A 26,129-nucleotide genomic window follows, 5' to 3' on the forward strand; every position below is an offset into this window, starting at 1 on the left:
CCCTGATCAGCGTATCCAGGGACTCAATCCATTCGGCGGTCTCTTCCGGATCACGATCAGGCAGCTGGTTAGTCAACCCGCTGAGGATATGGGAGCTATCTTCTCCTGCAGCCACGGCAGCCTCTTTTCATCTTTGAATGTCTGGGCTTTAGTTTTCATATTGTGAGAAAACATTCTTGCCATTCGAGATTATGCAGAAGTCCGCGAGTGGTCAAGGTGACGACATGGAGCGGGTCCGTCCGGCGCGGGTCCGAGGCTGCGGACCGATTATGACCGTCGGCCGCCGCCAAAACTGCTTGACCCGAGGTGATCCACGTCATAGAGTTATTCCACTCTTCAAAACCTAATTTCCGCTATATGGAATTAGTCGTCGGAAGCGCAGACTTCCCGCCACACCCATCCCCTAGAACTGGAGATCCAGATGCAGACGACCCCATCAGTCGGCGTCGAAACGGCTCCCGCCCCGACAGAGTTGTCGGGCCAGCCGGTCCATCCCGCCACGGGCGTTGAAGCCCTGTGTGAAACAGCAAGCGCCGCAGCCGGGCGCACCATCAGCCCCAGCCTCTACAACATCGACCTTGCCCCGACGAAGCGGGAAGGCCGACGCTGGACCAGCTACAGCATCTTCACCCTGTGGGCCAACGACGTCCACAGCCTCGGAAACTATGCCTTCGCCATCGGGCTGTTCGCGCTCGGGCTGGGCGGCTGGCAAATCCTCCTGGCCCTCGGCGTCGGGGCCATCCTGCTGTTCGCCCTGCTGAGCTTCTCTGGCTTCATGGGCGTGAAGACCGGCGTACCGTTCCCCGTCATGAGCCGGATCAGCTTCGGCATCAGGGGAGCCCAGATCGCCAGCCTCCTCCGCGGCGCCGTGGCGGTGGCCTGGTTCGGCATCCAGACCTACCTCGCGTCAGTGGTGCTTCGCGTCATGCTCGTGGCCATGGTCCCTTCGCTCCACGAGATGGACACCAACTCCATCCTCGGCCTCTCCACGCTGGGCTGGGCCGCGTTTGTGTTCCTCTGGATCGTCCAGCTGGTCATCGTCAGCTTCGGCATGGAAATGATCCGCAAGTACGAGGCCTTCGCCGGCCCCATCATCCTGGTGACCATGGCGGCCATCGCCGTCTGGATCTTCGTGGAAGCCGGCGGCTCCATTGCCTGGGCTTCGGATAACGCCCTCGAAGGCGCGGACATGTGGCGCACCATCTTCGCCGGCGGCGCGCTCTGGGTGGCCATCTACGGAACCTTCGTCCTGAACTTCTGCGACTTCACCCGGTCCGCCGTCTCCAAGAAGGCAGTGGTGCGCGGCAACTTCTGGGGCATCCCCATCAACATGCTCCTCTTCGGCGCAATTGTGGTGGTCATGGCCGGCGGCCAGTTCAAGATCAACGGCACCGTCATCCAGAGCCCGTCCGACATCGTCCAGACCATTCCGAACACGCTGTTCCTGGTCCTGGCCTGCCTCGCGCTCCTCATCCTGACCATCGCCGTGAACCTGATGGCCAACTTCGTGGCTCCCGTCTACGCCCTGACCAACCTCTTCCCGAAGCACCTGAACTTCCGCAAGGCGGCCTGGGTCAGCGGCACCATCGGGCTCATCATCCTGCCGTGGAACCTGTACAACAATCCGCTCGTGATCGTGTACTTCCTGGGCGGTCTCGGGGCGCTGCTCGGCCCGCTGTTCGGCGTCGTCATGGCCGACTACTGGCTGCTGCGGCGCGGCAAGGTCAACGTCATTGAGCTGTACTCGGAAGACCCCGCCGGAGCCTACTACTACAAGAAGGGCTTCAACCCCAGGGCAATCATCGCGCTGGTTCCGGCAGCAGCCGTCGCGCTCCTGATTGCGTTCGTTCCCGCGATGGAGGCCGCAGCCCCGTTCGCGTGGTTCTTCGCGGCCGGCATCGCCGCGGTGGTGTACTACTTCATCGCGGACCGCTCGCAGCGGCTCGAAGACGTCGACGGCGAATCAATCGCCGTGGCGAGCACGCACTGACCGCCCGCCCCCGAAACGGAAGACATCATCATGCGCATCCTTGTCGCCAACGTCAACACCACGCAGTCCATGACCGATTCCATCGCCGCCCAGGCGCGGTCCGCCGCCGCCCCGGGCACTGAGATCATCGGGATCACGCCGCGGTTCGGAGCGGACTCCTGCGAAGGCAACTTCGAGAGCTACCTCGCAGCGATCGCCGTCATGGACGCCGTGGTCAACTACCCGGAACCGTTCGACGCCGTCATCCAGGCCGGTTACGGCGAGCACGGCCGCGAAGGGCTGCAGGAACTCCTGGACGTTCCCGTCGTCGATATCACCGAGGCCGCCGCCTCGACGGCCATGTTCCTGGGCCACAAATACTCCGTGGTCACCACCCTGGACCGGGCGGTTCCGCTCATCGAGGACCGGCTGAAGCTGGCCGGCCTCGATGCGCGGTGTGCGTCTGTACGCGCCAGCGGCATGGCCGTACTGGAGCTGGAAGAAGAACCGGAGCGGGCCGTTGAGGCGATCATCGAACAGGCGCTGGTTGCCGTCCGCGAGGACAAGGCCGAGGTCATTGTCCTGGGCTGCGGCGGCATGGCCGGGCTGGACGAGGAGATCCGCAAGCGTGCCGGTGTCCCTGTCGTGGACGGAGTCGCGGCGGCCGTCACCATCGCCGAATCCCTCGTGCGGCTGGGACTGTCCACGTCCAAAGTTCGGACTTTCGCCACTCCGCGGCCCAAGACAGTCATAGGCTGGCCCATAACGGCAGCGGAAGTGCCCGCTGCCCGGTAGCCTGGGCCTCGGCAGCCCGGCCCTCAACGCAAGGAGCGACGAATGACTGCAACCCACCGGCCCGTACCACCCCACCGGCCGGGACCGGTCGCCGTCGTGACCGGTGCAGGTTCCGGGATCGGCAGGGCGGTGGCGCGGCTTATGCTGGCCGACGGGTACCGCGTGGTGCTGGCCGGCCGCCGCGAGGCTCCGCTGCTGGAGTCCGCGGCCGGCCACCGCCAGGCGCTGACGGTGCCCTGCGACGTGACAGTGCCCGACGACGTCGAGCGCCTTTTCGCTGCAGCCCTCGGGAAATGGGGAAGGGTTGACGTCCTGTTCAACAACGCCGGCGTCTTCGGCCCGGCCGCATCGGTCGATGAAATCGGCCTGGATGACTGGAACACGGTGGTGGCGGTGAACCTCACCGGCTCCATGCTCTGCGCCGCCGCGGCCGTACGGGCCATGAAAGCGCAGGAGCCGCAGGGCGGCCGGATCATCAACAACGGGTCCATTGCAGCACATTCACCGCGGCCCCGGACAGTGGCTTACACAGTCACCAAGCACGCCATGACGGGCCTGACCAAGAGCATCGAGCTGGACGGCCGGGAATTTGGCATTACGTGCGGCCAGATCGATATCGGCAACACGGCCACGGACATTATGGGCACCATCGGCGTCGATTCCGGTGCCCTGCAGGCTGACGGCAGCCGCAGGGTGGAGCCCACGTTCCCGGTGCAGGACGCCGCGCGTGCCGTACTCCTGATGGCAGGAATGCCGCCGTCGGCAAGCGTGGGATCGGTGGTGATCACGGCCGCCGGCATGCCGTTCATCGGCCGGGGCTGACAAAGGGGAATACGCACCTTTCCGCTATGGAGGCGGGCGTCCGCATCGGGGTTTCCCGGCGCAGGCGTCCGTTTCTATGGCGGTTTTTTGTGCACGGAAATTCTGTGCATTTTTCCGCATTGTGAAAATCTAATTTCCTCTTGCGGAATAATGTGAGGGGGGTTACTTTTGAAACAGACCCCGATCTCCGGGGCTGTTCCCGATTGATAGGTACAGATCAATGAAGATCCCAGATTCCGCGGCGCTGAAGGCGAGTTCGGCGCCGTCGAAGAAGAAGCCCCTGTATAGGTCGCTCTTCTTCCAAATTCTGATCGCCGTCGTGGCAGGTGTTCTTATCGGACATTTCTGGCCGAACCTCGGCTCACAACTGAGGCCGCTCGGTGATGGCTTCATCCAGCTCATCAAAATGATCATCGCGCCGCTGATTTTCCTGGTGATCGTCACCGGCATCTCGGCCGTAGGCGACGTCAAGGCGGTCGGAAGGGTCGGAGTCAAAGCCCTTCTGTACTTCACCGCGGCCACGCTTTTCGCACTGGTCTTCGGCCTCATCGTAGGCAACATCGTCCAGCCCGGTGCCGGGCTGAACATTGATCCGAGCACTCTGTCCCAGGAGGCCCTGGACGCCAAAACCGGCCATGCCGCCCCCAAGGACGCCGCTGCATTCATCCTGGACGTCATCCCCACCAGCGTCATCGGCGCCTTCGCGAACAACAGCCTCCTGCAGGTCCTGTTCTTCTCGGTGTTCTTCGGCGCGGCCATTGTGGTCATCGGACGCGAGCGCTGCATGCCGGTCATCAGCCTCATGGAGACCGTCCTGGAGCTCATCTTCAAGATCATGTCCTGGATTATGAAAGTGGCCCCGATCGGTGCTTTCGGCGCCATGGCCTTCATCATCGGCCAGTATGGACTGGACACGCTGAGCACCTACGCGCTGCTCATAGCAGCCTGCTACGGCGCGGCCATTGTCTTCATCGGCCTGCTCTTCCTCGTGGCCTGGGGCTTTGCCCGGGTGCCGCTCTGGCACTTCCTGAAGTACACCCGCGAGGAGTTCCTGCTGGCGCTCGGCACCGCCTCCACCGAGGCCGTCATGCCGCGCATCATGACCAAACTCACCAACGCCGGCTGCTCACGCGCCACCACCGGCCTGGTTGTCCCCACGGGCTATTCGTTCAACCTCGACGGCGCCGCGATCTACCTTTCTATCTCCCTGCTCTTCCTGGCGCAGGCATTCGGCCACAACCTGGACCTCGGCCAGCAGCTGGCGGCGCTCGGCGTCCTGCTCCTGACCTCCAAGGGCATGGCCGGTGTGCCCGGCTCCTCGTTCCTGGCGCTGTCCGCCACCGCGGCCGCCCTCGGAATCTTCCCGGTAGCCGGCGTGGCCCTGCTCCTGGGCGCTGACCGCCTGATGGATTCCATGCGGGTTGTGGTCAACCTGCTGGGCAACTGCGTGGCCACGTTCGTGGTCTCCAAGTGGGAGGGCCAGTTCGACCGCAGCGTTATGGTCCGTGCCTTCCGGGGTGAAATCACCAACCACGACTCGGCCATCATGCTCGGCGTCGAGGATGACTTCGAGGACCAGGAGCTCGCCCGGATCAGCGGCGGCGAAGCGCCCTCGCCCAAATTCCGCGGCGGTCCCAACCCCGAGGACATCCCGGGGTTCCAAATGAGCCGGCCCGCAGGCGCCCACGCAGGGCCGCCGGAGCGCAGCTCGGCCGCCATCAACCACGAATAGCGGCAGCACAGCCACTCAGAACCAAAAAGGAACGCAGCCCCGCCCCGGTCACTTCGGGAGCGGGGCTGCGCCGTGACCCTGCCGGGATCAACCAGGCTCGGCCGCCTGAGTTTTGTCGAGGTATATGGGCGCAAAAGGTCACCGAAGGCCTTTGATCCGGACAAACTCCGGAAGGCGGACCGGGGCTTACAGCGGGAGCAGCTCCGACAGGTCCGCCCGCAGTCCTGATGCCGCCACTTTGCCGGAGGCGACGGCGTCTGACCAGCTCAAGCGGCCGGTGACCATCGCCAGCCAGGTGGCGGCGTCGCACTCGATGACGTTCGGGGGAGTCCCGCGGGTATGGCGCGGACCCTCCACGCACTGCGTGACGCCGAACGGCGGAACCCGCACTTCCACCGAGTTGCCCGGCGCCCGCGCGGTGACCTCCTCCAGGGTGTAGCGCACCGCCGTCGCGGTCACCGCCCGCGGGACCCCGGACACAGAAGGGCCCGACGCCGGAACGTCCGACGCCGGAACGCCGGCTTCCAGCCAGGCGGCCAGCGCGGCGCGGCCTTCTTCGATGCCAATGCGACGGCGTGAAACTGCCAAGGTTCGAGGTCCTTCCAAAAAACAGGCCGTTCCGGAACGGCGGTCCGGATTCAGCAGGAAACAGTCAGTCCAGCAGTGCCGAGACGGCGTGGCCCAGCCGGATCTTGCCCACGGGCCGTCCCCCGCCGAGTACGGGCTCCACCACTTTTTCCAGGACGCTGGAGACGCCCGGAATGTCCACGGCGCCGGAGGCGGCGAGCAGGGTGAGGCCCACCAGGGTCGTGGCGCGAAGGTTTCCATCCAGGACCTTGATGGCCACGGACACGCCCGTGGTGGTGGCCATGGCCAGCACGCCTTCGGCGCCGATCTTGGCGATGATCTCCAGTTCGTCCATCACGATGGTGTTGGGCTCGCCCTTGCCCTGGACTGCCCACGGGTAGTCGAGCATGGAGGTGGCGATGGTGGCAGCGCGCGCGTTGGAATTCTTGTCGCCGGGAGCCTTGGCCAGCCGCGAGTAGGCCCGGGCCAGGCCCGTCAGGGAAATGGCCGCCACGGGAGCGCCGCAGCCGTCGATGCCCAGGTGCGCAATCCGTTCGCCGGAGTACTCCTCGATCGCGGACCGGACGCGCTGCTGCAGCGGATGGTTGGGCTCAAGGTAGCTGTGGATGTCCCAGCCGTTCTCGGTGCAGGCCCACAGGAAAGCGGCGTGCTTTCCCGAGCAGTTGAACGCGAGCTTGGACCTGCCCTGCTCGGACCGGATGAGCCAGTGGCGGGCGTTCTCGTCCTGCGGCCAGGCGGACGGGCACTGCAGCTGCTCTTCCTTGACGCCGGCGGCCTTGAGCATTCCCTCCACCACATCCATGTGGTCCAGCGACCCGGTGTGGCTGGCGCAGGCCAAAGCAACCTGGGCGCCGCGCAGCGGGACACCGGCCTGCATGGCCGCCAGTGCCTGCAGCGGCTTCAGCGCCGAGCGGGCGTAGATGGGGGTGGTGATGTCGCCGAGCTGCGTGACCACTGTCCCGTCGGCGGCAAGAACCACGGCTGAGCCGATGTGCCGGGATTCGACGAAACCGCTTCGTTCCACGACTGCCAGTTCGACGGCGGACTCCACGGTGAATGTGGCATGCGGATTTTCTGGCATGGCTAAAGTCTATGGTGCGGGTGCCGGAAAGCCGGGCAATCCGGGGCCATGGCCGGCTATTGCACCGTGACCATGACCGACTGCCAGCCGGAGGCGCCGTCCGGCACGGGATCGGCACGCTTGTCTGTCTGGACCTCGCCGGTGCCATCAGTGGCGCGGGCCTTGATGTAGTGCGGCCCCGGGGTGGCATCCCATTCAAACGACCACTGGCGCCACGTCACCACGGAAGCCTCCGTGGACAGCACCGCTTCGGTCCAGGGGCCGTTGTCGATCTGCACTTCCACCTTGGTGATGCCGCGGGTTTGCGCCCAGGCGGTGCCGCCGATCGCCACCCTGCCGGCGGGGACCTGTGCGAAGGACTTCGGCACCTCCACCCGTGCCATGGTCTTGATGGGGCCGCGCTCGGACCAGCCGCGGTCCGTCCAGTACGCCTTGCTGTCCGCGAAGCGGGTGACCTCCAGGTCCACAACCCACTTGGTGGCGGACACAAAGCCGTACAGGCCCGGGACCACCATCCGCACGGGATAGCCGTGTTCCAGCGGCAGCGGCTCGCCGTTCATGCCGATCGCCAGCATGGCGTCACGGTCGTCCTGCAGCACCTCGAGCGGGGTCGAGGCGCTGAAACCGTCCTCGGAGGTGGACAGCACCATGTCGGCGCCTTCGGTGGGGCGAGCCATCCTGAGTACCTCGCGGAGGGGGAGGCCCAGCCACTTGGCGTTGCCGGCCAGGCTGCCGCCCACAGGGTTGGAGACACAGGTGAGGGTCACATGCGATTCGATCAGTTCGGCGTCGAGCAGGTCCTGGAACGTCAGGGTGACTTCCTGCTCCACCATGCCGTGCACCCGGAGTTCCCAGTCCTCGGCGTTGATTTCGGGCACGCTCAATGCGGTGTCGATCCGGTAGAACTCGCTATTCGGCGTAATCCACGGCGTGACGCCCGGCGCAGCGGACTGGACGCCGGCCGGGACGGCGGGGGCAGCCTTGGCAGGTGACGGAAGCTGCAGCGATTCCCGGGCCCGGGCAGTGTTGCTCCGCGCCGCGCTCAGCAGCCGGCCTCCGGTGGCAGCGATGGCCGCCGCCGCGGCTGTGATGCCGGTGGCGGCAAAGAAGGCGCGGCGCGTTGTGGCCGGACGGTCGGTGCCCTTGGCCGCCACATCGGCGGCGGCAGCGGGCCACGTGCGCAGCCGCCACAGCCTCGTCATCAGCAGCCGCAGCACCACCAGCCCGCCAACGCTGCCGATCAGGGAGGGCACTGCGTCCAGCGGGTCAACGCCGGCGCGGGTGACCACGCTGGCAACAATGACGGCACCCATCAGGAGCACGCCGGCAACGCCCAGCGCCCACTTCCGGTACGCCACCACCCCCAGCACACAGGCGAGCAGGAAGATGGTCAGGCCCATGCCCGCAAACAGCGCCGCCTTGTCATTGGTGCCGAACGTGGCGATGGCAAAGTCCTTCAGCCAGGGCGGCGTGAAGTCGATAAAGGTGGATCCGAGGGCAATCAGCGGCGTTGCCCGCGCCGTGAAGAAGGCGCCGATCAGTTCCGCAACGGAAAGGACGACGGCGGCCGCGGCCACGCCTGCCAGCGCGGCCAGCGCAGTAGGACCTTTGAGCCAGTTCGTAAGCTTCTTCATGCCCGGGGTTCGTAGCTGCCGGGCCAAAGGATTGATCGGGGCAGGTCACGGCTTAGGACCGGACCGGGTGCACAAAGTACCCTTGGAGACTGTGAAGGTACTCGTCATTGGCCCTGGTGGCCGCGAACACGCCATTGTCCGTTCCCTGCTTGCAGACCCCAACGTTTCGGAAGTCCACGCGGCTCCGGGCAACGCGGGCATCGGCAAACTGGTCCCCACGCATGCCATCGACGCCAACGACCCCGACGCCGTTGCCGCCCTGGCCGCCAAGCTTACGGTGGACCTGGTGGTGGTTGGTCCCGAGGCGCCCCTGGCGGCCGGAGTGTCCGACGCCGTCCGTGCAGCCGGGATCCCGGTGTTCGGCCCCAGCAAGGCAGCCGCCCAGCTTGAGGCGTCCAAGGCCTTCGCCAAGCAGGTCATGGCCGAGGCCGGCGTGCCCACCGCGATGGCGCGCGTCGCCAGCAACGCCGAGGAAGCCGCCGACGCGCTGGACACCTTCGGCGCCCCCTACGTGGTCAAGGACGACGGCCTCGCTGCGGGCAAGGGCGTTGTAGTCACCAACAACCGGGACGAAGCCCTGGCGCACGCCCAGACCTGCTTCGACGTGGGCGGCTCCGTGGTGATCGAGGAGTTCCTGGACGGTCCCGAGGTTTCCGTGTTCGTCCTGTGCGACGGCCGCAACACCGTGGCGCTCTCCCCGGCGCAGGATTTCAAGCGCATCTATGACAACGACGAGGGCCCCAACACCGGCGGCATGGGCGCCTACACCCCGCTGGAATGGGCCCCGGAAGGCCTGGTCCAGGAGGTCATTGACCGTGTAGCCCAGCCCACCGTCAATGAGATGGCGCACCGCGGCACCCCGTTCGTCGGCGTGCTGTTCGTTGGCCTTGCCCTGACCAAGCGCGGCACCCGCGTCATCGAGTTCAACGTCCGCTTCGGAGATCCCGAAACCCAGGCCGTCCTGGCCCGGCTCAAGACCCCGCTCGGCTCGCTGCTGCTGGCAGCCGCCAAGGGCGAACTGGACAAGGCCGAAGAGCTGCGCTGGTCCAAGGACACCGCAGTCGCCGTCGTGGTCGCCTCCGAGAACTACCCGGACACCCCGCGGACCGGGGACCGCATCCGCGGGCTCAAGAAGGTCGACGAGCTGGAAGGCGTGCACGTGATCCACGCCGGCACCAAGCTGGACGAGGAAGGCAAGGTGGTCTCCGCCGGCGGCCGCGTGCTCGCCGTGGTGGCGCTGGGAACCGACCTTGTGGAGGCCCGGGAACGGGCGTACGACGGCGTGGAGCTGGTGCAGCTTGAAGGCGGACAGTTCCGCACCGATATCGGGCGCAAGGCGGCGCGCGGCGAGATCAAAGTGGCGGCCACCAACGGATCCGTCACCGGAACGCTGCCCGTGACGAAAGCAAAGGCATAGCATGACGGAGAATTCCCAGCAGGACGCAGCCCCCAAGGCGGGCCTGGACACCGAAACGCTGGACCTGCCGGGCTGGCGCCACGTCTACTCCGGGAAGGTGCGGGACCTGTACGTTCCCGCGGACGATTCCCTCACGGAGCAGTTCGGCCAGGACTGCGTCCTGGTGGTGGCCAGTGACCGCATCAGCGCCTACGACCACGTGCTGTCGAGCGAGATCCCGGACAAGGGCCGCATCCTCACCCAGCTCAGCCTGTGGTGGTTCGGCCAGCTGGACGTGGAGCATCACGTGCTGGCATCGACCGTGCAGGACGGGGTTCCCGCTGCGGTCGAAGGCCGCGCCATGATCTGCAAGAAGCTGGATATGTTCCCGGTGGAATGCATCGCCCGCGGGTACCTCACCGGCTCCGGACTCCTGGAGTACCAGGTGTCCCGCACCGTGTGCAGCATTCCGCTGCCGGAGGGCCTGGTGGACGGTTCGCGCCTGGACGAGGCCATCTTCACGCCGTCCGCCAAGGCGGAGGTGGGGGAGCACGACGAAAACATCACCTACGACGCCGTGGTGGGGCTCGTGGGCGACGACGTTGCCGCGCGCCTGCGTGAGCTGACACTGAAGATCTACACCAGGGCGGAGGAAATCGCCCGTGAACGCGGCATCATTCTCGCTGACACCAAGGTGGAGTTCGGCTTCGACGTGGCCACCGGCGTCATCACCCTGGGTGATGAGGTCCTGACCCCTGACTCCTCGCGGTTCTGGGATGCGGCAACGTACGAGCCGGGCAAGTCCCAGCCGTCCTACGACAAGCAGTATGTCCGCGACTGGCTAACGTCCCCCGAATCCGGCTGGGACCGGTCCTCGGACGTACCCCCGCCTGCGTTGCCGGCGGACGTGGTGAGCCGCACGCGCGGCCGTTATGTTGAGGCGTACGAAAAGCTCACCGGGCTCAAGTTCGCTTAGGGAATTTGCCGAACGGACGTGCCTGAGGGGCGTTCCTAGCTGGCCTCTGCCGCGGCTTCGGCCGCGGCAGCGCGCCGCTGGGCCAGCTTGATCTCCAGCACGGCGTCCATGGCCTGCTGCACCCGGTCCGAGGCGCCGGCGGCACTGAACTCCTTCTGGGCCTCCTCGAGGAGCACCAAGGCTTCGTCGGACTCCCCGGCGGCCTTGAGCGACTTCCCCAGCAGGAGCGATACTTCGCCTGCGGTGTGGCGGGCAAGGGCCTTGCGCTCGGCATGGATCTCGCGCAGTTTCTCCACGGCTGCGGGGATGTCACCGGTGAGGTAGAGCCAGCGCGCGCGGATGAACGCCACTTCGAGCTGGTCGGTTTTGTTTCCGCCGACGATGGACAGGGCCAGTTCGGCGCGTTCGATCGCGGAGAGGGTTTCCGGTTCCACGATGCCGGACGAGAGCCGCACCGCGGCGGAGGCTTTGTTGAAGCGGGCCCAGAGTTCGATGTCATTGGCCGGCGAGAGCAGTTTGGCCGCCCGCTCGTGGTACTTGATGCCCTCGGGATAGTCATGCCGCATGAAGGCCACGTTGCCGATCACCCAGGCCACTTCGCCTGCGAGCTGCGAGATGGACTGGTCGTCCATCTGGTCGTTCATTGCCTGGCAGTAGGTCCAGGCTTCGTCCAGCCGGCCGCTTTCGGCCAGGGCGCCGATCAGCGCGCGCAGGGCACCGATGATCAGCGTTGACCCCTTCGGCAGCTGGGAGCACAGCTCAACGGCCTTTTGGGCATGCTCGACGGCGGTGGCCAGCTGCCCCTGCCCATGGCACACAGCAGCGAGCATCTGCCGGGCGCGCACTCCCAGGCCGGCGGACTCGGTGGCCATGGGGTGCTCAAGGAGGTGCAGCATGATGTTCTGGCATTCCTGCAGCTGGCCCTGCTTCATGAGGCATTCCGCCTGCATGTAGGTCATGTTCCACCAGGCGCTGGTGTTCTTGCCCTCGAGGGCTATCTGGGCGGCTGTGGCTGCGTGGGCCGCCGCGAGCGGGTAGTCACGAAGGTCCCAGGCCTGGCGTGCATAGAGACCGGCCAGTACGTACTCGGCATCGCTGACTGAGATGGGCTGGCTCCAGGCTTCCAACGCTTTGGGGGCAAGCTCGAGCCGGCGTGCTAACTCTTCTATAACATCGGCGGTTGGTTCACGCCGACCTGTTTCCAAGAGGGAGATATAGCTGGGAGAATAGAGGTCCTTTCCCAGTTCTGCTTGCGTCAACCCACGTTCGAGTCGTTCGGCGCGGAGCTTCTCCCCGAATCCGTTCCCCACGGGTTTCCTCCTTATTCCGGACAGTCTTTGTACCAAATGCTTGACAGTCTCTGTGGAAAACATTTTACAATGTATGTCAACAAGGGCAGTGCTGACTTTGTAACGAATCCGACTCGTATTGAGGAAACCTAATGTTGAAGAAGATCGCAGCCGCCGCCGCTTTGGCTGGCGCACTGGCGTTTTCAGCCGCGGCCCCCGCAGTGTTGTCTGCAGGTCCCGTTGGCAACTGGGTGGATCAGCTGGGAAGCACAAGCACCACCGCCATTGGCAACTGGCCCGATCCGATGCAGGCTATCGGCAACTGGCCGGACCCCATGTCTTTCCAGGCTTCCATCGGCAACTGGCCGGACCCGATGTAGACGGCTGATGCACCTCCCGCAAGGGACCGCAGGCTCCGGGACATGCGCGAACCATGTCCCGGAGCTCTTTTTTAATCAAAACGACGCCAGGGAGTGTCATGAAGCGCCGGGAACCCGATGACAGCCTCTGACGCCTGAGACGAGAGGCGTCATGGCAAAGCAAAGAGGGCCTTCCGAATGGAAGACCCTCTTTGCGTTTGGTCGGGATGACAGGATTTGAACCTGCGACCTCTTCGTCCCGAACGAAGCGCGCTACCAAGCTGCGCTACATCCCGATCCGCTGCAAAAGCAACTTTACAAGAATAGCGGATGCTTGCCCCGGATGCGAAATCGGGGCCAAAATTGCTCCCGGCTAGCGCTTTCGCACCACCCTGGGCGTGGCCTCGGCGGGCAGCCGCTGCGCCAGGACAGGGAGGGCAGCAGCCCTGCCGCGTTCAACGTGTGCCGTGGCCAGGGCCGCCGCGAGGGCGGACTGGCCGGCGGCTATGGCCTTGACAAGTTCCTCGTGTTCCTTCCACATTCCGGGGGTGTCCCGTTCCGGTGTCAGCCGGAACAGCCAGCGGACCCGTCCGTTCATCAGGCTGGTCAGCCGCTGCAGCAGCAGGTGGTCCGCAAGCAGGACAATCTCCTCGTGCAGGTCCGAGTTGCGGCCTGATGACTGTTCACCGGGAATCCCTCCCCGCGCATATTCCAAGGCTTCCAGCAGCCGGCCCGGGTCGGCTCCCGCGGCCACCCGGCGGGCGGCGCAGCCGGCGGCCAGGGGTTCGAGCTGGAGCCGCAGGTCAAATACTTCCTCCGCGTCGCGAAGCGTGAAGGTATGGACCACGGCGCCGCGCCGGGGCTCGGTTGCGATGAAGCCTTCCGCTTCAAGGAGCGGGAGGGCCTCGCGCAAGGGGATACGGGATACTTCGAACTCCGAGGCAAGTTCGCGTTCGTTCAGTTTGCCGCCCGCGGGAATCTGCCCTGAGATGATCCGTTCCCGGAGGATCTCTGCCACGTGTTCGGACAGGGACCCCGAGGCCAGGGCGGGGACTGCGGATTCCATCTTTTTGCTCCTCCGGGCTACGGGTTTCCCTAGCGGATTCCCATAGCGTAGTTCACTATACGAGCGAGTCCTTCCAGGCCCCGTGCAGCTGCGCGAACCGGCCGCCCCCGCCGATCAGTTCCTCGGGGGTGCCGTCCTCCACGACGCGTCCGTTATGGACCACCAGGACGCGGTCCGCAGTCTCCACCGTGGACAGGCGGTGGGCGATGATCAGGGCGGTACGCCCGACGTCGTGCCCCGCCACACCCGCCAGGAGGCCGGCGAGGCCGTGCTGGACCAGGCGCTCCGAGGGGATGTCCAGGGAGGACGTGGCCTCGTCCAGAATCAGCACTGCGGGGCGGGCCAGGAAGGCCCTGGCAAAGCTGATGAGCTGGCGCTGGCCGGCAGAAACACGGCCGCCGCGCTTGTTCACCTCGGTGTCGAATCCTTCCGGCAATTCCATGATGAAGTCATGGGCGCCCACCGCCCGCGCCGCTTCCTCGATTTCCTCGCGGGACGCTTCCGGACGGCCCAGTGCAATGTTGTCTGCCACGGACCCGCTGAACAGGAAGGCCTCCTGGGTGACCATCACCACGTTCCGCCGCAGGTCCGGCGTGGTGAGGCTACGGAGGTCCACGCCGTCGAGTGTCACCGACCCCTCGGACACATCGTAGAAGCGGGCGATCAGCTTGGCCAGGGTGGACTTGCCGGCCCCCGTCTGACCCACCAGGGCCACAATCTGCCCGGCCGGAATGTGCAGGTCCAGCGTCGGAATGATCACCGGGCCGTCGCCGTACCGGAATTCCACCGCGTGGAAGTCGATGGTGCCACGGGCGTCGCGGAGCGCTACGGGGTTCTTGGGGGGCCTGACCGTGGGAACCTCCTCGAGGAGGCCGGAGACCTTTTCCAAGGCCGCCTGTGCGCTCTGGAAGGAGTTGTAGAACATGGCCATCTGGTCCACGGGCTGGAAGAAGCGCTTGGTGGACAGGATCAGAGCCAGCAGCACTCCGACGGCGAGCTCGCCGCCCAGCACCCGGAACCCGCCGAAGAGCAGCACCACAGCGACGCAGACGTTGCCGATCAGCACCAGCCCCGGCTGGAAGACACCGTTGAGGTTGATCGACCGGACGGTGACCTTGCGGTAGTCCTCGGCCAGTTCCCCGTAGCGGGCTGCGTTTGCGCGCTCCTTGCGGAAGGCCTTGACCGCCCGGATGCCCGTCATGGTTTCCACGAAGTGCATAATCAGCCGTGCGGACACCACGCGGGATTCGCGGAACGCGATCTGGGAGTGCTTCTGGTACCAGCGGGCCAGGAAGTACATCGGAACACCCGCCGCCAGCACGATGAAGCCGCTGCGCCAGTCCAGGGCGAAGACCGTAATTACGGTGAACACCATAAAGAGCATCCCCGAAACCAGCGAGCTGACGCCGGAGTCCAGGAGTTCACGCAGGGCCTCGAGGTCCGAGGTCTGCCGAGCAATGATGCGGCCGGAGGTGTACTTCTCATGGAATTCAAGGCTGAGCCGCTGCGTATGCCGGAAGACGCGGACGCGCAGATCCAGCAGCATCGCCTGGCTCAGGTTCGCCGTCGACGTGACGTACAGGGCGGTGAGGCCGGCAGTGGCAACCGCCGCGGCGAGGTAGGCGGCGCCGGTGAGCACCAGCGGCACGTTGTTCCCGGCACGGAGCGCCGGCAGGGCGTGATCGATGCCGAAGGCAATCAGCGCCGGTCCGGCCACCCTGGCGGCCTGCGAGAGGACCACCATGGTGATGGTGAGCCAGAACCGCAGCCGGACGGGCCGGATCAGGGACCAGAGCAGGGCGAGCGACCGCCGTCGGACGGCCTTGCTTTCGCTTTTGGTCAGGTGGGCGTTGTCCTCGTTGGCGGTGCCGAACGTTGCGGTGCTCATCGGGAGATCTCCTCGGACTCATCGCTTAACTCTGAGAGGTCCGACAGTTCGGAATCCAGGTCCCGGGGCTCCGTTTCCAGGCTGGCGATCACGTAGCGGTAATGCTCGTTCTGCCCCAGCAGTTGCGCATGGGTCCCGACGGCGGTGATCCTGCCTTCCTCGAGCAGCGCCACCCGGTCGGCCAGCGCCACGGTGGATGGCCGGTGGGCAACGATCAGGGTGGTGGTGTCGGCGAGGACTTCGCGGAGGCGGGCTTCGACGAGCTCTTCGGTGTTGACGTCCAGGGCGGACAGCGGATCATCCAGCACCAGCACCTTGGGCTTGGCAGCGATGGCCCGGGCCAGGGCGATGCGCTGCCGCTGGCCGCCCGAGAGGCTGAGTCCCTCCTCGCCGATCAGCGTGTCCAGGCCGTCGGGGAGCGAGTAGGCAAAGTGTGCCTGCGCAACATCGAGGGCTTCCTCCAGTGTTTCCTGGCTCCGGTCTCCGGCGCCGAGCAGGACGTTGTCGCGGACGGAACTGGAAAACAGGGTGGTGTCTTCGAAGGCCACGCCCACCATCGTACGAAGTTCCTCCACAGAGAACTCGCGCAGGTCAATGCCGTCGATAGTGATGGAACCTGCGGTGACGTCGTAAAGGCGGGGGACCAGCTGGAGCAGCGCGCTCTTGCCGCTGCCGGTGATGCCCACCAGGGCCATGGTTTCGCCGGGGCGGATGTCCAGGCTGACATCCTTGAGGATCGGTTTGTCCGGGGCGTCCTCAAACGCGAACGTCGCCGCGTTGAAGCTGAGGGCGCCCGCCAGCCGTGCGGGTGCCCGGGACCGCTCCGGACTGGTGATGGTGTTGGCCGCGTCCATCACCTCGAAGTGCCGGTCGATGGCTGACTTAGCGGTCAGGGCCATGGCCAGCAGCATGCCGCTGAACTCCACGGGCGCCGCGACCACGGCTGCGGTGGCGAAGAACGCCACGAGGGCGCCGATGCTGAGCTGGCCATCCGCGGCCAACATGATGCCCACCACCAGTCCGGTGCCGAGCGCGAGTTCCGGCAGCAGGGTGACCACCATACTGAAGATGGCCTGGTGCTTGGCTTTGGCGATCTCGGTCCGCCGAAGTTCCTCGGCCTGCCCGTTGAAATTCTCCAGGGCCTCGCGGCTGCGGCCGAACGCCTTCAGCACCCGGATGCCGTGCACGGACTCCTCCACGGTGGTGGCGAGGTCTCCGGCCTGGTCCTGGCTTCGGCGGGCCACCTTGCTGAACCGGGTCCGGAACCGGAATCCGTAGATCATGATGGGCACGGCGGCGGCCAGGAAGATCAGTGCCAGCTGCCAGCTCATGGAAAACATCGCGACGACGCCGATCAGCGCCGTCAGGGTGGTCACCACCAGCATGATGGCGCCGAACGCCATCCAGCGCCGCAGGAAGTTCAGGTCCGTCATCGCCCGGGACAGCAGCTGACCGGAGCCCCAGCGGTCGTGGAAGGACACCGTCAGGTCCTGGAGATGGCGGTACAGCGATACCCGCATGCGTGTTTCCACGGTGGTTGCCGGGTTGATGACGAACTGCCGGCGGAGCGCAACCAGACCGGCTTCGGCGATGCCCAGGCCCAGGATGATCAGCGAGGCGATCCAGACTGCCTCCGTCGCGCCGCCCGGCTGGAGGGAGTCATTGATGAGGACCCGAAGCACCTGCGGGATGGTCAAAGCCACGATGCTGGCCAGGAGTGCGCACAGAAGTCCCATGACCAGCCGGGGGATGATCGGTTTTACGTGGGGATAGAGTCGGCTGATTGACGTGAAGAATGGAGTCTGCTTGGCCATGCCCGCTTCTTAAAGCTCAACTGCGAATGTAGTTTCCTTTAGCAACTACCTTAGGCCATGCCGTGACACGGTTCACAGGATTCCGGGCGGTCCGGGGATCTTGCCCAGTCATTGCGTTTCGCAATACTCCGCGGCTGCTCGAGCCGATCCCATTGGTGGGCCCGGGCTCGGCCACCGCCGCGTCAGCGTGCGGTCAACGTCAGCAGCACGGCCTCGGGCCGGCAGGCGATGCGTACGGGGGCGAAGCGTGAGGTGCCGATCCCGCCGGACACGTTTACCGGCGTCGTGCTTCCATTGCTTTCCCAGTCGTTGAGGCCCTTGGCACGCCACGTGGGGATGTCGCAGTTGGCAACCAGGGCGCCGAAGCCGGGCACGCAGATCTGGCCGCCGTGGGTGTGGCCGGCCAGCAGCAGGTCCGCGCCGTCCTCCGTGAAATGGTCCAGCACGCGCTGGTAGGGGGCGTGGACCACAGCCACCCGAAGGTGCGGCGTGGTGTCCTGGCCCCTGGTGCCGCGGGGCCAGCCGGCGTACCGCTCCAGGCCCAGGTGGGGATCGTCCACACCGGAGAAGTCGAAGCGCAGGCCGTTCAGCACCACAGACTGGTTGCGGTTGGTCAGATCCACCCAGCCGGACATCCCGAAGTTGGAGCGCAGCCGGGGCCAGTCCAGCACCACCGGCTTCGGCTGGGCCTTTGAGGGACCACGGAGGTACGACGCCGGGTTCTTGAGTTTGGGCGCGAAGTAGTCATTCGATCCCGGCACGAACACGCCCGGAAATTCCAGCAGCGGCGCCAGGGCCTTCAGGAGCGGGTCAATTCCGTTGACGTGGCTGAGGTTGTCGCCGGTGTTGACCACCAGGTCCGGTTCCAGTTCCGCCAGCGAGGACAGCCACTGCGCCTTCCGGTCCTGCCCCGGGACAAAATGGATGTCACTCAGGTGCAGGATGCGGAAAGGACCGAAACCGGCGGGGAGGATGGGCACGGTTTCCTCGCGGAGTACGAACTGGTTCTTTTCCCACAGCCCGTAGCCCGCCGCTGCGAGTCCCGCGGCCGCCCCGGCAGCGGCGGTGACGGCAAAGCCGCGCCCGATCCCGCGGACGCGGCTTGCCAGCGACGTTGTGTCCCCCATCGGTGCGCTACCCGTTTCCGTTGCCGTTGCCGTTGCCCTTGCTGGGCGCCGGTGCGGGGGTGGAGGGTGCCGGGGCGGGCGCCGAATTCTGCGTGGACGGTGTGGTCTGCCGCGTGGTGGGTGCCCCGCCGACCAGGTTGGCCGGCGGCGCGGTGAACGGGTTGGTTCCGTACGCCGGGGCCACCTGGGACATGAAGTTGGAGAACATCGGGCCGGCGATCATGTAGCCGTCGATGCCCTTGTAGAACTTGCCGTTGATGGTGACGTTCTGGCCGGCACGCTTCTGGTCACCGAGGGGATCTCCGAACCAGGCCGCGGTGGCCAGGCCGGTGGTGTGGCCCACCACCCAGGTGGAGCCGTTGTTGTTGGAGGTACCGGTCTTTGCCGCGATGGGGAAGCTGGTCTTGGTGGAGATCCGGGGCTGGATGAGTGAACCGGATCCCTGGTTGAGCACTTCCTGGAGCGCGTAGTTCACACCGCGCGCCACCTCCGGCTTAATGGCGTCCCGGCAGTTGGTGGACTGGGCGGGCAGCTGGGCGCCGGTCTGGTCCGTCACGGAGGTGATGGCGATCGGAGCGCAGTATTTGCCGTCATTGGAGAAGGTGGCGAACGCGCTGGCCATGGTCAGCGGCGACGTCTGCGTGGAGCCGAGCAGGTTAGCCAGGGTGAACATGTTGATCTTCGGCTGCGCCTCGACGACCTTGCCGGTGTCATCCCGCTTGGGCAGCCCGGAGTGCAATCCCACGGCGTCGACAATCTTCTGGATGCCGCAGAAGTCCAGTTGGGCGGCAGAAGCGAACGTGATGGTGTTGATCGAGTTGTAGAGGCCCTGCAGCACCGACATTGAACGGTAATAGCCCTCCTCGGCGTTCTGCAGGTCATCTGCGGCGCCGAGGCCCACCTCCGCAGAGTTGTACGCACCGGTGGTCACGCCGCAGCTGTTCCGGAACTGGTAGCTCAGCGGGTACTTTCGCACGGCCCCGTTGACCACGGTGTTCATGGATTTGCCCTCGTTGAGCCACTCCGCGAACGTGAACGGCTTCATGGTGGAACCGGGCTGGAATCCGCCCAGGCCGTTGAGGTCGTTGCCGTCCGCATCGAGGGTGTCCACGTTGAAGTTCTGTTCGGCCTGGAATTTGCCGTCAGCGGGCAGCCACACCGTGTTTTGGGCCATGTTGGTGATCTTGCCGGTGTTCGGCTGGACCGACACCATGGATGCGCCCCACTTGTCCGGGTTCGCGCCTGCAGCGCCATCCACCTGGGCCTGCGCTGCGTTCTGGGCGTTCGGATCAAGGGTGGTGGTGATGGTCAGGCCGCCGCGGAAGATCTTGCGTTCGCGCTCATTGGCGTCGGCGCCGTAGGCGGGATCGTTCAGCAGCAGGTGCAGGACGTAGTCACAGAAGTACGGGGCCGTGGAGGCGTAGGCACAACCCTGGCGGGCGGGGGTGACTTTGGTTTCCACCGGCGTGGCCACTGCCGCCTCATAGTCGGCCTGGTTGATCTTGCCCTGGGTGTACATGGCGTTCAGCACCTGGTCGCGGCGGTTCTTCGCGTTGTCCGGGTTGTTGATGGGGTCATAGAAGGACGGGCTGTTCACCACACCGGCCAGCAGCGCGGCCTGGGGGAGCGTGAGGTCCTTGGCTGCGGAGCTGAAGAAGAACTTGGACGCGGCTTCGATGCCGTAGGCGTCCCGGTTGAAGAACACGATGTTGAGGTAGCCCTCAAGGATCTGCTCCTTGGTGAACTTCTTCTCCAGGGCGATGGCCAGCTTCATCTCGCGGAGTTTGTCTCCCACGCCCTTGTTGACGCCGTTGAGCTTGATGTCCTCAGTGTTGCCTTCGGCTTCGAGCGAGGCGTTGATGACGTTGTTCACATACTGCTGCGTGATGGTGGACGCGCCCTGCTTGTTGCCGCGGGCCGTGCTGACCAGCGCACGCATGATGCCCGTGGTGTCCACGCCGCCGTGCTCATAGAAGCGGCTGTCCTCGATGGCGATCACTGCGTCCTTGATGTATGGCGACATCTGGTCCAGTGAAACGCGCGTGCGGTTTTCGGCGTAGAGGTTGGCGATCAGGCTGCCGTCAGCGGCAAGGATCTTGGTGGACTGGCTGGGCGGGTCCACCTGCAGCTCCGCCGGCAGCGTGTCGAAGAACTCGATGGAACCGCTGGCTGTGCTGCCGGAAACAGCTGCCGCAGGGACCAGCAGGCCTGCTACCAGGACACCACAAATCGCGCTCACGCCAAGGAAAGCAAAGATCTTTCCGAGGGTGGTGGCCGTGTCGAATAAAGGGTTCTTACCAGTCGCCATGTTTTCCACTTTACCGGCAAGGACTAGTCTTTAGCTCATGACCAAATGGGAGTACGCCACGATTCCGCTCATTATTCACGCCACAAAGCAGATCCTGGACCAATGGGGAGAGGACGGCTGGGAGCTCGTCCAGGTCGTCACCGGTCCTGACGGCAACGGCCTCGTTGCCTACCTGAAGAGGGAGAAGCAGTAGTTATGACAAGCCCTGCAGGCACGGCGCCGGAAACCCCGGCCCCCGCCGAAAACCCGGTCTCCGGTGCGGAAAACGGAGCGCCGGCATCCGCCGTCGAACAGCGGTTGGCCGAGCTGGGACTGGTCCTTCCGGAGGTCGCGGCCCCGGTCGCTGCCTACGTCCCGGCCGTCATCTCCGGCAACCATGTTTACACCTCCGGACAGCTGCCCTTTATTAACGGCAAACTCGAAGCTACGGGCAAGGTGTCCACCGGTACCGAGGGCTTCGCCGACGAACCCACTGTGTCTCCCGAAGACGCCAAGCGCTTCGCTGCCGTTTGCGCCGTCAACGCCCTTGCCGCGGTGAAAAGCGTGATCGGCGACCTCGATCGGATCACCCGGATCGTCAAGGTGGTTGGCTTTGTCTCCTCCGATCCGTCCTTCACCGGTCAGCCGGGAGTTATCAACGGCGCCTCGGAGCTCCTCGGCAAGGTCCTCGGCGACGCCGGCCAGCATGCCCGCTCTGCCGTCGGCGTGTCGGTCCTGCCGCTGGACTCGCCGGTGGAAGTCGAACTGATCGCCGAATTCAGCTAAAGGCCGGTCACTTCCCTTGCCCCAGTTAGCCCGTCGCCTGTTCGTGCTGCCTCCCGATCTCGAGGGGGCAGCACGAAGCTGGCTCGAACACGGCGAGCGGACACCACGTGCCGCCAGCCTCGCCTCCTCCGTCGTCCTGCTGCGCGATGCGCCCACAGGACTGGAAACCTGGCTGGGCTACCGTCCGGGTAATTCCCCGCTCGGTGTGCTCGCCTTTCCCGGCGGCTCACTCGATGCGTCCGACGACGACGCCGTCGGCTGGCTAGGCCCCACAGCGCAGCATTGGGCGGAACAGATGGGAACGGACGACGTCGGGCTGGCGCGCCGGCACGTGGTGGGCGCCATCCGTGAACTTTTCGAGGAAACAGGCGTCCTGCTGGCCGGTCCGGACCTCTCCACCACCGTGGAAGCCACTTCCACTCCCGAATGGATGCGCGCCCGCGAGGCTGTGGCCAACCAGGAGAAGTCCTTTACGGACGTCCTGGCCAAGCGCGGCCTGTCCATCCGCACCGACCTGCTCAAACCGCTGGTCAACTGGCTCAGCCCTGACTTCACCCACCGCCGCTTCAACACCCGCTACTTCGCCGCTACCGTGCCCGTGAACCAGCAGCCAACCCTGTTGGCGAGCAAGGGCGTGTGGGGCCGCTGGGTCTGTGCCAGCAAGGTCATCGCCGATCGCGACACCACCGCCCTGGGCGACGAAGTGGGCCAGGAAAACACCGTCGGCCTGAAACTCGGCCAACTGCTGGTGCCCGGCTCCGAAATCATGCTCGAGAAAATGGCAGCCGCCAACGGCTGCATCGCGTACCTGAGCTACAAGCGCAAGGCCCACGTATATCAGCCGAAGCTGGTCGAAGAAGACGGCACCCTCATGCTCGAGGTCGAAGCGGCCAAGACGGTCGCCGGGGAACCCCAGCGGGAGCGCTAGCCTCTCTTCTCTCCGGGCTGGATCCGGTGGCGCCTGTGGTCGCGACGCTCTCTCAGTTGTTGTCGCGTTTTCCGCGACGCTCTCTCAGTTCCCGTCGGTTTCTGAACGATCCTCTCCCGGTTCTTTCAGTCTCGACTGCCCGGAGCCGAAGAAGAGCTCCGGAAAAGCCGCAGGAAGTGAGAGAGCGTGTCCGGAAAAGCCGCTGGAAGCGGGAGAGCGTGTCCGGAAAAGCCGCTGGAAGTGGGAGAGCGTCCGTGGGTTTAGAACTCAATTAAATGCAGAAGGCCGGCTCCGTACTTGCGGACCGGCCTTCTGTTTGCGCTGTAAGGGTGTAGCGGGGGCTAGCGGGAGCGCTGGCGGAGCCGCTGCATGTCCAGGATCACGACGGCGCGGGCTTCGAGGCGGAGCCAGCCGCGCTGCACGAATTCGGCCAGGGCCTTGTTCACGGTTTCGCGGGACGCGCCCACCAGCTGGGCCAGTTCTTCCTGGGTGAGCTCGTGTGCCACCAGGACGCCGTCGGTTGCCGGGCGGCCGAAGCGGTCGGCCAGGTCCAGCAGTGCCTTGGCAACGCGGCCCGGGACGTCGGAGAACACGAGGTCCGACAGGGAGTCGTTGGTGCGGCGCAGGCGGCGGGCCAGGGCCTGCAGGAGCTGGGCCGAGACCTCGGGACGGGTACGCAGCAGGGCGTTGAGGCTTTCGTTCTTCAGGCCGGCGAGGCGGGTCTCCGAGACGGCAGTTGCCGTGGCGGTACGCGGGCTCGGGTCAAACAGTGCCATTTCGCCGAAGAGCTCGCCCGGGCCGAGGATGGCCAGCAGGGACTCGCGTCCGTCCGGGGACGTGCGGCCAAGCTTCACCTTGCCGGAGACGATGAAGTAGAGCTGATCACCCTGGTCGCCTTCACGGAAAACCGATGCTCCGCGTGACAGGTCCACCTCTGTGAGTTCGTCCGTGAGCAGACGGAATGCTTCGTCGTCGAGCGTGGCAAATAGGGGTGCGCGGCGCAATACCTCGATGTCCATGAAATCTCCTGAGTAAATGTGTCGGCTGGGGCGCTTCAGCCATTGTTTCAGAATTTTGAAGCTTCTGTGACGTACTTGGCACGTGAAACGCCTGAAACGGGGCGCCGGGAGCCCTTCAAGGGCCGGATTCGCATCCGGGACGTGGCCTGTGGAAGGGGTGTGGAGCTTTTCCAAGGCATTCCGAGTGCGTCTTGCGGTATCGCCCCGGTCCGCCGGTCATCGGGAAACTGTCAGGGTTCGCCACTAGAATTGGGGCTTACCTGTTTTGTAAGGAGCCCGTGTGTTCGGCTTGACCATCCTGGACCTGGCGTTGATCCTGACGTTGCTGTCCTACCTGATCTACGGCCTTCGCAACGGCTTCCTGGTGACGCTTGGCGGCATTGCCGGTTTTGTTGTGGGCGCCTTGGCCGCGTTCGTGTCCGTGCCCATCGTCAGCAACCTGGTGGAGGACAGCGGTTGGAGGCTCACCGCGATCGTGGCCAGCGCCGTCGTACTTATTGTCCTGGGGCATGCGCTGGGGACCATGATTGGCCGCAAAATCCGCAGCGCCGTGCGGATCCAGCCGTTGCGGGCCATGGACCGCGTGGTGGGCGGCGGCGTCAACGTAGTGGTGGCCGCACTGGTCATGTCGATGCTGGCCTTCAGCATCAGCGCGCTGGGCGTCCCGTTTGTGTCCCAGCAACTGGCGGAGTCCAAGGTCATCCGCTTCATCGACGGCCTCACGCCCGTGCCGGTGAAGACGGCAGTGGCGCAGTTGCGCTCCACGGTGATCGGTGACGGCATTCCCACCCTCATCGAGGGACTCGGCCAGGGGCAGCAGGTGGCCATTCCCAACGCGAGCACCGACACGCCGGCCCTGAACCGGGCGGGGGAATCGGTCCTGAAAATTGCCGGTACTGCGTACCAATGCGGCCAGAACCAAACCGGGAGCGGCTTTGTGGTCTCGCCGGGGCGCGTTGTGACCAACGCCCATGTGGTCGCGGGCGTGTCGCAGCCGGTGGTGGAGATTCCCGGCGGCGGAGCAATGCCTGGCCGGGTGGTCTACTTCGACAGCCAGCGCGACCTCGCTGTCCTCGCGGTTGACGGTCTGCCAACGTCACCGCTCCAGCTCAGTGCCGACCTTCCGGCGGGCAGTCCGGCCGCTTTCGCCGGCTACCCGCACGGCGGGCCGTTCCAGTCCAAACCGGCAACAGTGCAGGACATCACCTCCGTCCTCGTCCCGGACATCTATGGCAGCAGTCCGTCACCCGAAGACGTTTACCGGCTTGCCGGCGATGTCCAGCCGGGCAACTCGGGCGGGCCGCTTCTGACCACCGAAGGCCTGGTTGCCGGTGTGATCTTCGCCAAGGCCACCTCGGATGCCGACATGGGTTTCGCCATCACCATGGACGATCTTGGACCGGTCGCAGCGCAGGCGCCGGACCTGAGCAATGCCGTATCGTCGGGGCAGTGTATCCAGAAGTAGCGGTGCATCCAGAGGCAACACCGCTGTCCCCGGCAGGACACCGCTGCCCGCTGTACGGCTGCCGCGCCTAGAGCCACTCCAGGGTTTGGCCGTGCGGACCGGCAATGGCCACAGGAACTCCGTCCTGAAGCAGGAGGAAGCGGCCCCGCAGCCGGGCATCGTCCATTTCCGGCACCACCACGGAGCCGTCCGCCTGGGCGATTACCGTATGGCCCTCGTTGGAGAGCCAATGGCAGCCGCGCTCCGCGGCAAGCCTGCCGATCTTGGCCCGGAAGGCTCGCCGCCCGGAGGAGCCCACGTAGGCCATCACGGCGCTGTGGAACACCACCAGGGCAGCCTCGGAAGGTGCCTTCGCGGCCAAGGCAACAAGCCGTTCGTTCAGGTCACCCGCCACCAGGAGCGGCGGGTCCTGCTGCGCGATGGCTATGGCTTGCCGCAGCCGCTCACGGCGAAAGTCCTGCTCGGGCCAGATGAGGGCCTCCAGCCAGCCGACGTCATCGGGATCGTTGATATCAAGGGGATTCAGGTCGATCCCCGCCCGCCAGACCACCGCTGGAAGTTCGGTGGGTAGCGGAACGGCGCCTTCCACTGTGCACCGAAGCACCGGCGGGCCGGCCGCCGCTGACTGGGCATCGGGGTCCGGAGCCAGCCGAGTGACGGTCGTGCCGTCGTCGTATTCGTAGGCGTATTTGTCGGGAAACAGCGCCAGACCGGCGGAGGCCCCCACCTCGATCAGGGCCAGCGGACGGCCTTCCGCGGCGGCGATGCGGGCGAGGGACGGCAGCAGCGTGGCGCAGCGGCCGGCTTCGTTGGTCTGGGTGGCGCGGGAATGCACAATCCGGGAGACGTCGTTCCAGCGGGCCAGCAGGAACTCCCGGAATTCGCCGAACGGGCTGATTTCGGCGCCGAGGAAACGTGCGGCCGCCAGGATCAGCAGGGGCTGGCGCTTTTTGTGCGGCCACTGCTCAATGCGGCGGATCAGCTCGGGATCGTCGGCGATTCCCAGTGACCATTCGGCGTAGCAGGGGGAGGAACCTGGCGCATCAACAGTGCCGAAGTTCCGGTACCAGTCCGCGGTGCCCGCCCTCCCCGCACTGGCGGGTGGCAT

General features: G+C 65.6%; 22 protein-coding genes and 1 tRNA gene. 11 read left to right on the top strand and 12 right to left on the bottom strand.

Translation table 11 applies throughout. The annotated features are described in order from the left end of the window. Positions 1-421: 421 nt before the first annotated feature. The 4 genes from J2805_RS22365 to J2805_RS22380 all read left to right on the top strand — a co-directional run bounded on the left by J2805_RS22365 (position 422) and on the right by J2805_RS22380 (position 5,318). Positions 422-1,990: an NCS1 family nucleobase:cation symporter-1 gene (locus J2805_RS22365; protein WP_309980229.1), complete on the top strand. Its 1,569-nt coding sequence runs from the start codon at positions 422-424 to the stop codon at positions 1,988-1,990. 30 nt (positions 1,991-2,020) lie between these two features. Next, positions 2,021-2,764, top strand: coding sequence for an aspartate/glutamate racemase family protein (locus J2805_RS22370; protein WP_309980230.1), 744 nt, complete (start codon positions 2,021-2,023; stop codon positions 2,762-2,764). Positions 2,765-2,806: 42 nt separating this feature from the next. Beyond that, positions 2,807-3,586, top strand: coding sequence for an SDR family oxidoreductase (locus tag J2805_RS22375; RefSeq protein WP_309980231.1), 780 nt, complete (start codon positions 2,807-2,809; stop codon positions 3,584-3,586). Positions 3,587-3,806: 220 nt separating this feature from the next. Next, positions 3,807-5,318, top strand: a complete 1,512-nt coding sequence (locus tag J2805_RS22380; RefSeq protein WP_309980232.1) for a cation:dicarboxylate symporter family transporter — start codon at positions 3,807-3,809, stop codon at positions 5,316-5,318. 186 nt (positions 5,319-5,504) lie between these two features. On the opposite strand, the gene J2805_RS22385 is transcribed toward J2805_RS22380, so the two are convergent. From J2805_RS22385 to J2805_RS22395, 3 genes are all read right to left on the bottom strand, one after another. Next, positions 5,505-5,906, bottom strand: a complete 402-nt coding sequence (locus J2805_RS22385) for a sterol carrier family protein (protein ID WP_309980233.1) — start codon at positions 5,904-5,906, stop codon at positions 5,505-5,507. Positions 5,907-5,970: 64 nt separating this feature from the next. Continuing rightward, a complete protein-coding gene (locus J2805_RS22390; RefSeq protein WP_309980234.1) occupies positions 5,971-6,987 on the bottom strand; it encodes an asparaginase in 1,017 nt (338 codons plus the stop codon). Positions 6,988-7,043: 56 nt separating this feature from the next. Then, the gene (locus tag J2805_RS22395) at positions 7,044-8,621 is read right to left on the bottom strand and encodes a molybdopterin-dependent oxidoreductase (RefSeq protein ID WP_309980235.1); all 1,578 of its coding nucleotides are present in this window, start codon (positions 8,619-8,621) and stop codon (positions 7,044-7,046) included. 91 nt (positions 8,622-8,712) lie between these two features. Between J2805_RS22395 and purD the strand changes: the two genes are divergently transcribed. Both purD and J2805_RS22405 read left to right on the top strand, forming a co-directional pair. Continuing rightward, positions 8,713-10,038, top strand: coding sequence for a phosphoribosylamine--glycine ligase (purD, locus tag J2805_RS22400; RefSeq protein ID WP_309980306.1), 1,326 nt, complete (start codon positions 8,713-8,715; stop codon positions 10,036-10,038). Position 10,039: 1 nt separating this feature from the next. Next, complete coding sequence (locus tag J2805_RS22405; protein ID WP_309980236.1) at positions 10,040-10,993, top strand: phosphoribosylaminoimidazolesuccinocarboxamide synthase; 954 nt, start codon at positions 10,040-10,042, stop codon at positions 10,991-10,993. A 35-nt stretch (positions 10,994-11,028) separates the two neighbouring features. Here the strand turns inward: J2805_RS22405 and J2805_RS22410 are convergent, their stop codons facing one another. Next, positions 11,029-12,303, bottom strand: coding sequence for a helix-turn-helix domain-containing protein (locus J2805_RS22410; protein WP_307052248.1), 1,275 nt, complete (start codon positions 12,301-12,303; stop codon positions 11,029-11,031). A 131-nt stretch (positions 12,304-12,434) separates the two neighbouring features. Here J2805_RS22410 and J2805_RS22415 point away from each other — a divergent pair, with 131 nt between their 5' ends. Further along, complete coding sequence (locus J2805_RS22415) at positions 12,435-12,662, top strand: hypothetical protein (protein WP_309980237.1); 228 nt, start codon at positions 12,435-12,437, stop codon at positions 12,660-12,662. Positions 12,663-12,860: 198 nt separating this feature from the next. Here J2805_RS22415 and J2805_RS22420 read toward each other — a convergent pair. The 6 genes from J2805_RS22420 to J2805_RS22445 all read right to left on the bottom strand — a co-directional run bounded on the left by J2805_RS22420 (position 12,861) and on the right by J2805_RS22445 (position 20,844). Further along, positions 12,861-12,937: transfer RNA gene (locus tag J2805_RS22420), tRNA-Pro, on the bottom strand. Positions 12,938-13,014: 77 nt separating this feature from the next. Then, positions 13,015-13,707: a GntR family transcriptional regulator gene (locus J2805_RS22425; protein WP_309980238.1), complete on the bottom strand. Its 693-nt coding sequence runs from the start codon at positions 13,705-13,707 to the stop codon at positions 13,015-13,017. A 55-nt stretch (positions 13,708-13,762) separates the two neighbouring features. Further along, positions 13,763-15,595, bottom strand: coding sequence for an ABC transporter ATP-binding protein (locus J2805_RS22430; RefSeq protein WP_309980239.1), 1,833 nt, complete (start codon positions 15,593-15,595; stop codon positions 13,763-13,765). Beyond that, positions 15,592-17,409, bottom strand: coding sequence for an ABC transporter ATP-binding protein (locus J2805_RS22435; protein WP_309980240.1), 1,818 nt, complete (start codon positions 17,407-17,409; stop codon positions 15,592-15,594). The genes J2805_RS22430 and J2805_RS22435 overlap by 4 nt, the downstream gene beginning before the upstream one ends. Before the next feature lie 182 nt (positions 17,410-17,591). Then, complete coding sequence (locus J2805_RS22440) at positions 17,592-18,536, bottom strand: metallophosphoesterase (protein WP_309980241.1); 945 nt, start codon at positions 18,534-18,536, stop codon at positions 17,592-17,594. A 7-nt stretch (positions 18,537-18,543) separates the two neighbouring features. After that, positions 18,544-20,844, bottom strand: a complete 2,301-nt coding sequence (locus J2805_RS22445; protein WP_309980242.1) for a transglycosylase domain-containing protein — start codon at positions 20,842-20,844, stop codon at positions 18,544-18,546. Positions 20,845-20,881: 37 nt separating this feature from the next. Between J2805_RS22445 and J2805_RS22450 the strand changes: the two genes are divergently transcribed. From J2805_RS22450 to J2805_RS22460, 3 genes are read left to right on the top strand one after another with little or no spacing between them, the layout of a single operon-like run. Further along, positions 20,882-21,037 (top strand): DUF4177 domain-containing protein, encoded by a 156-nt coding sequence (locus tag J2805_RS22450; protein ID WP_011693223.1) that lies wholly within the window; start codon positions 20,882-20,884, stop codon positions 21,035-21,037. A gap of 2 nt (positions 21,038-21,039) precedes the next feature. Then, positions 21,040-21,609: a RidA family protein gene (locus tag J2805_RS22455; protein WP_309980243.1), complete on the top strand. Its 570-nt coding sequence runs from the start codon at positions 21,040-21,042 to the stop codon at positions 21,607-21,609. A 16-nt stretch (positions 21,610-21,625) separates the two neighbouring features. Then, on the top strand, positions 21,626-22,537 hold the full coding sequence (locus J2805_RS22460) for an NUDIX hydrolase (protein WP_309980244.1): 912 nt from the start codon (positions 21,626-21,628) through the stop codon (positions 22,535-22,537). A gap of 341 nt (positions 22,538-22,878) precedes the next feature. Here the strand turns inward: J2805_RS22460 and J2805_RS22465 are convergent, their stop codons facing one another. Continuing rightward, entirely contained in the window at positions 22,879-23,556 is a 678-nt protein-coding gene (locus J2805_RS22465) for a Crp/Fnr family transcriptional regulator (RefSeq protein ID WP_011693220.1), read from the bottom strand. Positions 23,557-23,836: 280 nt separating this feature from the next. On the opposite strand from J2805_RS22465, the gene J2805_RS22470 reads away from it, so the two are divergent. Then, the gene (locus J2805_RS22470; RefSeq protein WP_309980245.1) at positions 23,837-25,021 is read left to right on the top strand and encodes a MarP family serine protease; all 1,185 of its coding nucleotides are present in this window, start codon (positions 23,837-23,839) and stop codon (positions 25,019-25,021) included. A 67-nt stretch (positions 25,022-25,088) separates the two neighbouring features. Here the strand turns inward: J2805_RS22470 and J2805_RS22475 are convergent, their stop codons facing one another. Further along, positions 25,089-26,129, bottom strand: a complete 1,041-nt coding sequence (locus tag J2805_RS22475) for a DUF2332 domain-containing protein (protein ID WP_309980246.1) — start codon at positions 26,127-26,129, stop codon at positions 25,089-25,091.

This window comes from Arthrobacter oryzae (assembly GCF_031454875.1).
GTDB lineage: Bacteria > Actinomycetota > Actinomycetes > Actinomycetales > Micrococcaceae > Arthrobacter > Arthrobacter oryzae_D.

What these genes read in the sequence shown, in the direction of transcription:
- J2805_RS22475 (WP_309980246.1), bottom strand. Translation starts at nt 26,129, where the DNA reads ATGCCACCCGCCAGTGCGGGGAGGGCGGGCACCGCGGACTGGTACCGG.
- J2805_RS22365 (WP_309980229.1), top strand. Translation starts at nt 422, where the DNA reads ATGCAGACGACCCCATCAGTCGGCGTCGAAACGGCTCCCGCCCCGACA.
- J2805_RS22380 (WP_309980232.1), top strand. Translation starts at nt 3,807, where the DNA reads ATGAAGATCCCAGATTCCGCGGCGCTGAAGGCGAGTTCGGCGCCGTCG.
- J2805_RS22405 (WP_309980236.1), top strand. Translation starts at nt 10,040, where the DNA reads ATGACGGAGAATTCCCAGCAGGACGCAGCCCCCAAGGCGGGCCTGGAC.
- J2805_RS22370 (WP_309980230.1), top strand. Translation starts at nt 2,021, where the DNA reads ATGCGCATCCTTGTCGCCAACGTCAACACCACGCAGTCCATGACCGAT.
- J2805_RS22415 (WP_309980237.1), top strand. Translation starts at nt 12,435, where the DNA reads ATGTTGAAGAAGATCGCAGCCGCCGCCGCTTTGGCTGGCGCACTGGCG.
- J2805_RS22455 (WP_309980243.1), top strand. Translation starts at nt 21,040, where the DNA reads ATGACAAGCCCTGCAGGCACGGCGCCGGAAACCCCGGCCCCCGCCGAA.
- J2805_RS22435 (WP_309980240.1), bottom strand. Translation starts at nt 17,409, where the DNA reads ATGGCCAAGCAGACTCCATTCTTCACGTCAATCAGCCGACTCTATCCC.
- J2805_RS22390 (WP_309980234.1), bottom strand. Translation starts at nt 6,987, where the DNA reads ATGCCAGAAAATCCGCATGCCACATTCACCGTGGAGTCCGCCGTCGAA.
- J2805_RS22430 (WP_309980239.1), bottom strand. Translation starts at nt 15,595, where the DNA reads ATGAGCACCGCAACGTTCGGCACCGCCAACGAGGACAACGCCCACCTG.
- J2805_RS22395 (WP_309980235.1), bottom strand. Translation starts at nt 8,621, where the DNA reads ATGAAGAAGCTTACGAACTGGCTCAAAGGTCCTACTGCGCTGGCCGCG.
- J2805_RS22440 (WP_309980241.1), bottom strand. Translation starts at nt 18,536, where the DNA reads ATGGGGGACACAACGTCGCTGGCAAGCCGCGTCCGCGGGATCGGGCGC.
- J2805_RS22465 (WP_011693220.1), bottom strand. Translation starts at nt 23,556, where the DNA reads ATGGACATCGAGGTATTGCGCCGCGCACCCCTATTTGCCACGCTCGAC.
- J2805_RS22445 (WP_309980242.1), bottom strand. Translation starts at nt 20,844, where the DNA reads ATGGCGACTGGTAAGAACCCTTTATTCGACACGGCCACCACCCTCGGA.
- J2805_RS22450 (WP_011693223.1), top strand. Translation starts at nt 20,882, where the DNA reads ATGACCAAATGGGAGTACGCCACGATTCCGCTCATTATTCACGCCACA.
- J2805_RS22375 (WP_309980231.1), top strand. Translation starts at nt 2,807, where the DNA reads ATGACTGCAACCCACCGGCCCGTACCACCCCACCGGCCGGGACCGGTC.
- J2805_RS22425 (WP_309980238.1), bottom strand. Translation starts at nt 13,707, where the DNA reads ATGGAATCCGCAGTCCCCGCCCTGGCCTCGGGGTCCCTGTCCGAACAC.